This is a genomic window from Mycobacterium sp. KBS0706 (assembly GCF_005938675.2).
Lineage (GTDB): Bacteria > Pseudomonadota > Alphaproteobacteria > DSM-16000 > Inquilinaceae > Inquilinus.
In genome coordinates this window covers 1-10,609 of sequence record NZ_VCCH02000159.1, presented here as the reverse complement: position 1 = coordinate 10,609, position 10,609 = coordinate 1, and the positions used below count along the sequence as shown (strand labels likewise).

Genomic DNA, 10,609 nt, shown 5'->3' with positions numbered 1-10,609 from the left:
CAGCGGAACGGTCGGCTCAAAAAAGCCGATCCGGCCAGGCCGAACCGCCAGGGCGTCTCGATGCCGCGGGTGAGGCCGATGCGCGGTCCGGCCGCGATCGCCGGTTCCGCCTCGCTGCGCGGTAGCAGCCGGAAGGGCGGCGCGTCCAGCGGCAGCCCGGTCATCGCCCCGGTGACGCCCAGCGCCTGGGCCAGCCGGCCGGGGCCGGCGCAGAGCAGCCGCAGCGCCTCCAGCCCGCGCCGCGCCCGCATGGCTTCGACTCCCTCGGTCGGCGCGATCGCCCGGATCAGCACCGCGCTGCCCGGCCGGGCGGCATCGCACACCAGGTTCAGGCACCAGTGCAGCCCGTAGGACCGGTAGACATAGGCGTGGCCGATCGGCCCGAACATCGGGGCGTTGCGCGCCGTCGGGCCGTTGAAGGCGTGCGATGCCGGGTCCTCGCGGTCATAGGCCTCGGTCTCGACCACCGCGCCGCCGACACCGTCGACCAGCAGGATCGTGCCGATCAGGGCGCGGGCGACGGTCGGGGCGTCCGCGGCGAAGGCCGTGCGATCCAGCGGAACCGGGGCGGGTGAATCGGGCATCCGGCCTCTCTCCGCGACTGCGGCATCGGGTGCAAGCGGAATCCGCCGGCTTGGCGGAAGCCGGATGGCTGCTCTATGGTCTGGCCTTTCCGAGCCAGGTGACCCGATGGACCAGCAAGCCCCGAAGCCCGCCATTCCGCCCGAGCTGGCGGAGCTGCGCAGCAGCATCGACAACATCGACGCGGCCCTCGTCCACCTGCTGGCCGAGCGCTTCAAATGCACCCAGAAGGTCGGGAAGCTGAAGGCGACGGTCGGGCTGCCGCCGGCCGATCCGAATCGCGAGGCGGCGCAGATCGCGCGGCTGCGCCGGCTGGCCGAGGATTCGCATCTCGACCCGGACTTCGCCGAGAAATTCCTGGCCTTCATCGTCGCCGAGGTGATCCGCCACCACGAAGCGATCCGCGCCGGCGCCCGGGAGTAGGCTCCCCGGCTTGCCGGCCCGGCCCAGTCGACCCAGATCACTGAGGGCCGCCCATCCGGCCGCGGCCATCTCCGAGGAGCTCGTCATGTCCACCCATCCCGCGATCCGGGCCGGCCGCGTCGCCGTCGTCACCGGCGCCGCCGGCGGCATCGGCCTCGCCGCCGCCAGGCGCTTCGCCTCGATCGGCCTCAAGGTCGTGCTGGCCGACCTGCCCGGCGAGGCGCTCGACCGCGCCGTCCGCGAGGTGAGCGAGCTCGCCGCCGGCGGCGCCCCGGACATCCATGCCGTGCCGACCGACGTCTCGCAGCCGGAGGCGGTGGAGCGGCTGCGCGACGAGGCCTATGGCCGCTTCGGCGAGGTCGCGGTGCTGATGAACAACGCCGGCATCGGCCAGGGCGGCGGCCCGTGGGAGAATTACGACCGCTGGCGCCGGGTGCTCGACGTCAACCTCTACGGCGTGATCAACGGCGTCCAGGTCTTCGCCCCGGCAATGATCGCCCAGGGCGGCGACGGACTGATCGTCAACACCGGATCGAAGCAGGGCATCACCACCCCGCCGGGCGACACCGCCTACAATGTCTCCAAGGCCGGGGTGAAGGCGCTGACCGAAGGGCTGGCGCATGCGCTGCGCGAGACCGAGGGCTGCCGCATCACCGCCCATCTGCTGATCCCGGGCTACACCTTCACCGGCATCACCGCGCGCGGCGGCGCCGAGAAGCCGGCGGCCGCCTGGACCGCGGAGCAGGTGGTGGAGTTCATGCTCGACAGCCTCGGCCGCGGCGATTTCTATATCCTCTGCCCCGATAACGACGTCACCCGGGCGATGGACGAGAAGCGCATCCGCTGGGCGGCGGAGGACATCATCCGCAACCGCCCGGCCCTGTCGCGCTGGCATCGCGACCACAGGGACGATTTCGCCGCCTATATGGCGCGGCCGGACTGACCGTCTCCGGGCTGCCCCTGGAACGGGGCAGCCCGGCTCCTCATCGGATCAATTGCATTTTCTCAAATTTTCGCATGGCTTATTTGCACGGTTAAGTAGGACAAAACTATTCAACTTGCACTTAAAGGTAATCAGTCATAAGATTTAAGTCCCAGCTTGGTTCCACTTCAGGTATTTCATCGTCCTTTCGATTTTTCATCGGGGGCCAGGCTGGGGCTCCAGTCTCTCAACCCGACAAGCCCGGCCGGTCCAGCTGCACCGGCTTGCTCATGAACACGGTGGTGCCTTCGAGGAACGGCTCCTCGCGGTCCACGGCGAAGCCGGCGCGGGCGTAGAGGTCGACATTCCCGGCGAAGCGCGGATTGGTGTAGAGCCGCAGCAGCGGCCGGCCCAGATCGGCCGCCAGCGCCTCGGCATGGGCCAGCAGGCGCTTGCCGTGGCCGCGGCGCTGGGCGTGGGGCGCGACCGCCAGGTTCTTGATCAGCAGATGGTCGCCGCGGTCGATGATCTCGATCAGCGCCACCAGATCGTCGCCCTCGAACAGGAGGTCGATCCGGTGCTCGTGCACGGCTTGGTCGTAATCGGCCGTCATCGGCTTCGGCTCGCGGCCGATCACCGGCACCCATTTGGCATAGGCGGCGCGGGTCAGCGCCCGGACGGCATCGGCGTCGCCGGCAACGGCGCGGCGGATCCGGGGCTCAATCGGCGCCTGGTGGGCCTGCGGGTCGAGGGCGGGCTGGCTCATGGTCTGCGTTCCTTCGGGGGGGCAGGGCGGCCGGCAAGAAAAAACCCGCCGGTCGGGGACGGCGGGTTGCGGTGGGTCGGGATCCGGTTGGGATCAGCCGGGACGGGTCCCGGCGGCTCCCCCGCCTCTCCCGGCGCACCGCAGCGCCGCCGTCGCCGAAGGGCGACGTCGTTTGGCAGCGGTACTAGCTCGGAAGAAGCGGGTCATGCAGGAATGATCCCGACTCAGGCGGTCGCCGTCAACGTCCGAGGTGTTACAGTCCGTCGCGCTGCGACCGAAGCGGCCAGCCGCTCCAGCACCACGATCGATTCGTCCCAGCCGATGCAGCCGTCGGTGATGCTCTGGCCGTAGACCAGCGGCCGGCCGGGCACCAGCTCCTGCCGCCCGGCGACCAGATGGCTCTCGACCATGACGCCGACGATGCGGCCGTCGCCGGCCTCGACCTGGCGCGCCACGTCGTCGACCACCTTCGGCTGGTTCTCCGGCTTCTTGCTGCTGTTGGCATGGCTGGCGTCGATCATCACCGCCGGCCGCAGCCCGGCCTTGGCCAGCTCGGCGCAGGCGGCCTCGACGCTGGCGGCGTCGTAGTTCGGCGCCTTGCCGCCGCGCAGGATGATGTGCGCGTCGTCATTGCCGGCGGTCGAGGCGATGGCCGATCGGCCGCTCTTGGTCACCGCCATGAAATGATGCGGCTGCGAGGCGGAGGAGACGGCGTCGACCGCGATCTTCACATTGCCGTCGGTGCCGTTCTTGAAGCCGACCGGGCAGGACAGGCCGGACGCCATCTCGCGATGGATCTGGCTCTCAGTGGTGCGGGCGCCGATCGCGCCCCAGCCGACCAGGTCGGCGATGTATTGCGGCGTGGTCATGTCCAGGAACTCGCAGGCCGCCGGCAGGCCCAGCCGGTTGACCTCCAGGAGCACGCTGCGCGCCCGCCGCAGCCCCTTGTCGATCTGGAAGCTGCCATCCAGGTCGGGGTCGTTGATCAGCCCCTTCCAGCCCACCGTGGTGCGCGGCTTCTCGAAATAGACCCGCATGATGATCTCGAGCTCGCCGCCCAGGCGCTGGCGCAGCGGCTGCAGCCGGCGGGCATAGTCCAGCGCCGCTTCGGGATCGTGGATCGAGCACGGGCCGATCACCACCGCCAGGCGGTCGTCGCTGCCGTGCAGGATGCCGTGCAGGGCGCGGCGGGCTTCGGTGACGGTGCGGGTGGCCACGGCATCGCGCGGGAACTCCTGCATCACCTCGGCGGGTGTGCTCAGCTCCTTGATCTCGCGGATGCGCAGGTCGTCGGTGGTCTTCAACACGGCTTGGGCTCCTGGGTTCACCCCGCCGGCGGCAACAAAAAAGCCGCCAGGAGGTCTGGCGGCTCTCGGGTCGGCTGTGGATCGAACTTCAGATCACGCGCACCCTCGCTCCGCCGCTGGCAGCGGGAAGCTAAAGTACCAAAAATAGGTGGCGCGGACGGAGTTCATGTCCTGCATATAAGCCGGGACCGCGACTTTGTCACGGCCGTTCTTGCAGGAAGCGTCGGATCCGGGCGCCACGGCATTCGGAATGTTGCGACGGTGATGCCGGGCCGGAACCGGCGTGCTCCCCGAGGGTTTTTCCGGGGCGCCGACCGGAAGGGCTTGAGCCCGGCGGTCCGGCGCGTCAGAACGGCATATGCCGTCGCGACCTGGAAGCGGAGCCCCGTCGATGAAACCCGTCCGAGCCCTTCTGCCCGTCCTCGCCGCCGCCCTGCTGTCCACCACGGCGTTGGCCCAGACCACCCCGCGCTATGCCCCCTGGCAGCCGGCGCAGCAGGACCAGACCAAGGCGCTGCTCGACGACCTGTCGCGGATGATCAGCCAGGCCGAACGGGACAAGGCGGCCAGCCCCGACTTCATCGCCGACCTGAAGGGGCTGGAGCAGCGCTATTCCGCCACCATCGCCCCGCCGGCCGCCGATGCGCCGGTCCCGGCCCAGCCGCCGGCGGCCCCGGCGCAGCCGCCGGCCGCGGCGCCCGTTCCGGCCCCGGCCGCCCCCGCGACGGCGCAGCCGGCCTCGCTGGCCGGCACCCGTGTGTTCAGCGACGATTTCAGCGACGGCAACTACACCGCCAACCCGGCCTGGACCTCGCTGCAGGGCACCTGGACGGTCGACAAGAGCGGCCTGCACAGCGACACCAAGGCGGCCAACGGGCAGCAGGGCGGGGTCGCGGCGATCTCGCTGCAGCAGGGGCTGAAGAACAATTTCGGCCTCGAATTCGACCTGACCGATGCTGCCAACCAGGGCCAGTTCGAGATCCGGGTGTTCCAGGGCGCGTCGAAGGATTCCGGCTACCGGCTGGTCTATCTGCCGTCCAACAGCCCGGTCTTCGCCCTCTACCGCGCCGGCCGCTCGGGCATCACCCAGGTGGCGCAGACCACCAACACCGCGCCCTTGCGCCGCGGCGACCGCACCCGCCTGACCTGGACCCGCGACGCCGCCGGCCGGATGGTGGTGGCGCTCGACGGCAAGACCATCATCGAGGCCAGCGACAACGGGTTCCGCGACGGCTGGAACGGCGTGATGCTGGTGAATTTCGGCGGCGACTTCGCCTTGCGCTCGGTCCAGGGCGTGAACTGATCCGGCTCTAGTTCGACTGCCGCCGCAGGATCGGCGCGAGCCGGTCGCGCAGCCAGGCGGCGCCGGGGTCGCGGTCGGTCTGGGCCGACCACACCATCGCCACCGCCGGCAGCCGCAGCTCCAGGGGCAGCGGCAGCGGGCTCAGCGTCAGCCCGAAGCGCGGGCCGTAGCGTCGGGCCATCCGCGCCGGCAGGGTGGCCAGCACCGGCGCCTCGGCCGCGGTCGCCAGCACGGTCATGAACTCCGCCGACGCCATCACCACGTTCAGGCTGGCGCCGACCCGGCCCAGCGCCTCGTCCAGGCAGCCCTGCAGCAGGTTGTTCAGCGTCACCAGCGCGTGGCCGGTCGCGAGATAGGTGTCGAGCTCGACCGGCGGGTCCAGCGGCAGCAGGTCGCGGTTGAAGCAGCAGGCCAGCGCCTGGTCGTAGAGCTCCATGCCGCGGTGCCGGCTGGCGCCATGGTCGAAACAGCCCACCGCCAGGTCGATCTCGCTTTCGTCCAGCAGCCGGTGCACCTCCTCGCGGAACACCGGGCGGCCGATCACCCGGATGCCGGGGGCGCAGCGCCGCAGCTCCGCCGTCAGGTCCGGCATCAGCAGCAGTTCCAGCTCGCTGGAGAAGCCCAGGCGGAAGATCCGGTCCTGGGTCTCGGGGTCGAAGCCGTCCTCGGCCCGTAGCACCTCCTGCATCTGCTGCAGGGCCTGGCGGATGCGCGGCGCCAGCGCGCGCGCCTTGGCGGTCGGCTGCATCGCCTGGCCGACGCGCACGAACAGCTCGTCCTGCAGCAGCACCCGCAGGGTCGACAGGCTGTGGCTCATCGCCGGCTGCTGCACCTTCAGCCGGGTGGCGGCGCGGGTGACCGTCCGCTCCTCCATCAGCGCGTCGAAGGCGACCAGCAGGTTCAGGTCGAAGGACCGAAGATCGAAATGATCGATGGAGCCCATGAGGCGGATCGATTTGATTGCTGACCCTGCGGACCATACGTCTTGGGCCGGCGCCGTCAAGCGGCGCGCCCACAGCGGAGACGGCCCATGGGCTCCCCCAGCTTTCGCATCGGCGACGCCATCATCACCCGGATCGACGAGATCCCGCTGACCCACGGCTCGCCGGCCGAGCTCTACCCCGAGATCGACCCCGAGGCCGCCGACCGGCACCGCGGCCGGCTGCCGGCCGGGGCGCTCGATCCCGAGACCGGGGCGATCGGCCTCGGCATCCACAGCTGGCTGGTGCGCACGCCCCGCCACACCATCCTGATCGACACCGCCACCGGCAACGGCAAGGAGCGGCCGGCGGTGCCGATCATGCACCGGCTCGACGTGCCGTATCTGCAGCGCCTGGAAGCGGCCGGAGTGCGGCCGGAGGATGTCGACCATGTCCTGATCACCCATGTCCATGCCGACCATGTCGGCTGGAACACCCGGCTGGTCGACCGGCGCTGGGTGCCGACCTTTGCCAATGCCCGGCACCATTTCTCGGCGGTCGAGCAGCGCTACGGCGACAGCCTGGCTGCAGGCGGCGGCTTCCGCCCCGACCCGGCGCTCGGCGCGCCGCGGCACCCGCCGCTCGACGGCGTCTACCAGGACAGCGTCCGCCCGGTGCTCGAGGCGGGGCTGGCCGATCTGGTGGCGATCGATGGCGGCGAGGTGCTGGACGGCCTCTCCTTCCACCCGGCCCCCGGCCACAGCATCGACCACGCAGTGATCCGCCTGCGCTCGCGCGGCGAGGAGGCGCTGTTCGCCGGCGACGTGATGCACCACCCGCTGCAGGTCTACGAGCCGGGCTGGAACTCCCGCTACTGCGAGTTCCCGGAGCCGGCGCGCGCCTCCCGCCGCTGGCTGCTGGAGCATGCGGCGGAGACCGGCGCCCTGGTCCTGCCCGGCCATTTCCCCGAAAGCTCGGCCGGCCGCATCACCCGCCGCGGCGACCGCTTCGACTGGACCTTCGCGTGACCGGAGCCGAGACCATGACCAGAGATACGCCGTCCGAAATCACGGTCGAAGACCTGATGATCCCCAGCGACACGCCGGGCATCGACCTGCACATCCGCAACAAGCGGCCGGCCGGGATGCGCGAATTCTCGCCGGAGCGCAGCATCGTGCTGATGCACGGCGCGACCTATTCCTCCGGCACCCTGTTCGACGTGCCGGTCGGCGGCTACTCCTTCATGGATTGGCTGGCCCGCCGCGGCTACGACGTCCATGCCGTCGACATCCGCGGCACCGGCGGCTCGACCAGGCCGCCGGAGATGGACCGGCCGCCGGAGGAGAACCCGCCCCTCGGCCGCACCGAGACCGGGGTGCGCGATTTCACGACTGCGGTCGATTTCGTGCTGCGGCGGCGCGGCCTGGCGCGGACCAACATCGTCGCCATGTCCTGGGGCGGCTCGGTCGCCGGCGCCTATACCAGCCGGAACAATGCGAAGGTGGCGAAGCTGGCCCTGGTCGCGCCGCAATGGTTGAACCCGGGAAAGGCCCGGATAGACCCGGGCGGGACGCTCGGCGCGTATCGCCGGATCCAGGTGCTGCAAGGCAAGGCCCGCTGGCTGGAAGGGGCGCCGGAGGGCAAGCGCGACGGCCTGATCCCGGAGGGCTGGTTCGACACCTGGGCCACGGCCGCGCTGGCCACCGACTCCGAAGGCCGGGTCCAGTCGCCGCCGACGATGCGCGCCTCCACCGGCCCGATCCTCGACACCCGCGAATACTGGAGCATCGGCCGGCCGTTCTACGATCCGGGCGCCATCGCCGTCCCCGTGCTGCTGGTCCACGCCGAATGGGACCTCGACGTGCCGCTCGCCGTCGCCCAGGACTACTTCACCCATCTCACCGGCGCGCCCTACCGCCGCTGGGTCGAGATCGGCGAGGGCACCCACATGGTGCTGATGGAAAAGAACCGCCTGCAGGCTTTTCGCGCCGTCGGCGACTTTCTGGACGAGACCTACGCGCCGGAGGGGTGACGTTCGGAAGCGTTGTGGCCGCTCGCCCTGAACGAGGCTAGCCTCGCTCCGTCCGCAACGCGCCGGGAGGCTCCATGTTCAAAGCGATCTCCGACAGCGCGGCGGCGGCGGATGGCGGGTCGCTCGCGCTCTTCGCCGAGCGGCTCGACGGGACGGTGGAGACCTTCGTCATCAACCGTTCGATCAAGAGCCATGGCACGGCGGACCACAACAGGGTCTCGTCGGATCTGCGGTCCCTGTCTTCGGCCGATTGTCTCGCGGCGGCTGACGCGCTCGAGGCGCTCCCGTCCAAAACGCCGGGCACCTACGACGATGCCGACCCCAGAATCCACGCCTCCTTCATCAAGGTCGTCGCGGACTTCGTGTCGATGCTGCGCGCGCAGGGCCGGAGTGGGCGGGAGGGCTGAGGGCCGCCCTCAGCCTTCCGCCAGCACCGTGGCCACGCCGGGGGCGATCAGCGTTCCCACCGCCTCGCCCCGGCAGATCCGCTGCATCGCGTCCGGCCGGTCGAAGGCGAAGACGTGCAGCGGCAGCCCGTGGTCGCGCGCCAGCAGGATCGCCGACTGGTCCATCACCTTCAGCTCCTGCTGGATCGCGTCGGCGAAGGCCAGGCTGGTGTATTTGCGGGCCGCGGGGTCGGTCCGCGGATCGGCGGTGAACACGCCGTCGACCCCGTCCTTGGCCGCCAGCACCGCGTCGCAGCGCAGCTCGATCGCCCGCTGCACCGCCGGGTAGTCGGTGGTGACATAGGGCTGGCCGTTGCCGCCGGCCAGCACGACGATGGCGCCCTTGGCCAGGTGCCGGTCGGCGCGCAGCCGGATATAGGGCTCGGCCATCGACGGGATCGGCACTGCGCTCATCACCCGCACCTCGGCCGACCGCGCGGTCAGCGCCGCGCGCAGCATCACCGCGTTGACCATGGTACCCAGCATGCCGATGTTGTCGGCCTCGGCCCGCTCGATGTGCCAGGCGTCGGAGACGCGGCCGCGGAACACGTTGCCGCCGCCGATCACCACCGCGATCTCGATGCCCAGCGCATGCACCGCCAGGATCTCGCCGACGATGTGGTCGATCGCGCCGGCGCCGAAGATCGACCCGTCGGCGCCGGCCATGGCGCCGCCGCTCAGCTTCAGCAGCAGCCGCCTGGGGGAATGTGCCATCGTGCTCTCCGACTGTCGCATCGGCGCCTCAGTCGGCACCGCCGCAGGATGCCCGATTTCGGATGTGTCCGGAACCCGGCCGCGCTAAAGATTTCGCCGACCTGCCGAAGGACGAGCATGATGGATTTCACCGCCCTGGACGATCGCCCCTATCCGGTGCTTGCCGATGCGACGATCCCGGAACTGCCGGCCCATTATCGCGGCAAGGTGCGCGACAATTACGACCTGCCGGACGGGCGACGGATCATCATCGCCAGCGACCGGATCAGCGCCTTCGACCGGATCCTGGCCTCGATCCCGCTGAAGGGCCAGGTGCTGACCCAGACCGCGCGCTTCTGGTTCGAGCAGACGCGCGACATCTGCCCGAACCACGTCCTCGAATACCCCGATCCCAATGTCGTGGTCGGCCGGCGGCTCGACATCCTGCCGGTCGAGATCGTGGTCCGCGACTATCTGGCCGGCACCACCGGCACCTCGATCCTGACGCTGTACAAGGCCGGCCAGCGCCAGATGTACGGGGTGCGCCTGCCCGACGGACTGCGCGACAACCAGAAGCTGCCGCAGCCGATCATCACCCCGACCAGCAAGGCCTTCGACGGCGGCCATGACGAGCCGCTGACGCCGGAGGAGATCGTCAGCCAGGGCCTGCTGACCGCAGCGCAATGGCGGCAGCTCAGCGACTACGCCTTCGCCCTGTTCGCCCGCGGGCAGCAGATCGCCGCCCGGCACGGGCTGATCCTGGTCGACACGAAGTACGAGTTCGGCACCGATGCCGAGGGCCGCATCGTCCTGGCCGACGAGATCCACACTCCGGACAGCAGCCGCTACTGGCTCGCCGACAGCTATGAGGAGCGCTTCGCCGGCGGCGAGCGGCCGGACAGCTTCGACAAGGATTTCGTGCGCAGCTGGGTGGCGGCGCGCTGCGACCCGTACAAGGACCCGATCCCGGAGATCCCGGCCGAGGTGATCCGCGCCACCTCCCAGGTCTATGTCCGCGCCTTCGAGACCATCACCGGCCAGCGCTTCGAGATGCCCGACCGGGAGAGGCCGGTGCTGGAGCGGATCCGGGAGAACCTGGCGCGATACTACTAGGCCGGAGCCGCCCCCTCACCCGAAATCGCTGTCGCGATTTCGACCTCTCCCCAAGGAGAGGTGAAGGAGCCGCGGCCATGTTTTCCCTCTCCTTGGGGAGAG

The 10,609-nt window shown here is 70.2% G+C and carries 12 protein-coding genes; 7 read left to right on the top strand and 5 right to left on the bottom strand.

The window, feature by feature from the left end; genetic code table 11:
• Positions 1-584: DNA-3-methyladenine glycosylase (locus tag FFK22_RS39250; protein WP_138893300.1), on the bottom strand; the 584-nt coding region annotated here is incomplete at its 3' end.
• A gap of 106 nt (positions 585-690) precedes the next feature.
• On the opposite strand from FFK22_RS39250, the gene FFK22_RS39245 reads away from it, so the two are divergent.
• Both FFK22_RS39245 and FFK22_RS39240 read left to right on the top strand, forming a co-directional pair.
• A complete protein-coding gene (locus tag FFK22_RS39245; RefSeq protein ID WP_138893299.1) occupies positions 691-1,005 on the top strand; it encodes a chorismate mutase in 315 nt (104 codons plus the stop codon).
• A gap of 85 nt (positions 1,006-1,090) precedes the next feature.
• Positions 1,091-1,948 carry an SDR family NAD(P)-dependent oxidoreductase gene (locus FFK22_RS39240; protein ID WP_138893298.1) on the top strand — a complete coding sequence of 286 codons (858 nt, stop codon included), beginning with the start codon at positions 1,091-1,093 and terminating at the stop codon, positions 1,946-1,948.
• Positions 1,949-2,174: 226 nt separating this feature from the next.
• Here FFK22_RS39240 and FFK22_RS39235 read toward each other — a convergent pair whose 3' ends face one another.
• Positions 2,175-2,693: a GNAT family N-acetyltransferase gene (locus FFK22_RS39235; RefSeq protein ID WP_138893297.1), complete on the bottom strand. Its 519-nt coding sequence runs from the start codon at positions 2,691-2,693 to the stop codon at positions 2,175-2,177.
• 224 nt (positions 2,694-2,917) lie between these two features.
• Entirely contained in the window at positions 2,918-4,000 is a 1,083-nt protein-coding gene (locus tag FFK22_RS39230) for a 3-deoxy-7-phosphoheptulonate synthase (protein WP_138893296.1), read from the bottom strand.
• Positions 4,001-4,391: 391 nt separating this feature from the next.
• Between FFK22_RS39230 and FFK22_RS39225 the strand changes: the two genes are divergently transcribed.
• A complete protein-coding gene (locus tag FFK22_RS39225) occupies positions 4,392-5,303 on the top strand; it encodes a hypothetical protein (protein ID WP_138893295.1) in 912 nt (303 codons plus the stop codon).
• A 7-nt stretch (positions 5,304-5,310) separates the two neighbouring features.
• Here FFK22_RS39225 and FFK22_RS39220 read toward each other — a convergent pair whose 3' ends face one another.
• Positions 5,311-6,246: a LysR family transcriptional regulator gene (locus FFK22_RS39220; RefSeq protein WP_138893294.1), complete on the bottom strand. Its 936-nt coding sequence runs from the start codon at positions 6,244-6,246 to the stop codon at positions 5,311-5,313.
• An 87-nt stretch (positions 6,247-6,333) separates the two neighbouring features.
• Between FFK22_RS39220 and FFK22_RS39215 the strand changes: the two genes are divergently transcribed.
• The 3 genes from FFK22_RS39215 to FFK22_RS39205 all read left to right on the top strand — a co-directional run bounded on the left by FFK22_RS39215 (position 6,334) and on the right by FFK22_RS39205 (position 8,662).
• Complete coding sequence (locus tag FFK22_RS39215; RefSeq protein WP_138893293.1) at positions 6,334-7,251, top strand: MBL fold metallo-hydrolase; 918 nt, start codon at positions 6,334-6,336, stop codon at positions 7,249-7,251.
• Between the two features lie 14 nt (positions 7,252-7,265).
• Positions 7,266-8,255, top strand: a complete 990-nt coding sequence (locus FFK22_RS39210; RefSeq protein WP_138893292.1) for an alpha/beta hydrolase — start codon at positions 7,266-7,268, stop codon at positions 8,253-8,255.
• A 74-nt stretch (positions 8,256-8,329) separates the two neighbouring features.
• Complete coding sequence (locus FFK22_RS39205) at positions 8,330-8,662, top strand: hypothetical protein (RefSeq protein ID WP_138893291.1); 333 nt, start codon at positions 8,330-8,332, stop codon at positions 8,660-8,662.
• Positions 8,663-8,671: 9 nt separating this feature from the next.
• Here the strand turns inward: FFK22_RS39205 and pyrH are convergent, their stop codons facing one another.
• Positions 8,672-9,415: a UMP kinase gene (gene pyrH, locus FFK22_RS39200; protein WP_138893290.1), complete on the bottom strand. Its 744-nt coding sequence runs from the start codon at positions 9,413-9,415 to the stop codon at positions 8,672-8,674.
• A gap of 117 nt (positions 9,416-9,532) precedes the next feature.
• Between pyrH and FFK22_RS39195 the strand changes: the two genes are divergently transcribed.
• The gene (locus FFK22_RS39195) at positions 9,533-10,507 is read left to right on the top strand and encodes a phosphoribosylaminoimidazolesuccinocarboxamide synthase (RefSeq protein ID WP_221939206.1); all 975 of its coding nucleotides are present in this window, start codon (positions 9,533-9,535) and stop codon (positions 10,505-10,507) included.
• Positions 10,508-10,609: the final 102 nt, after the last annotated feature.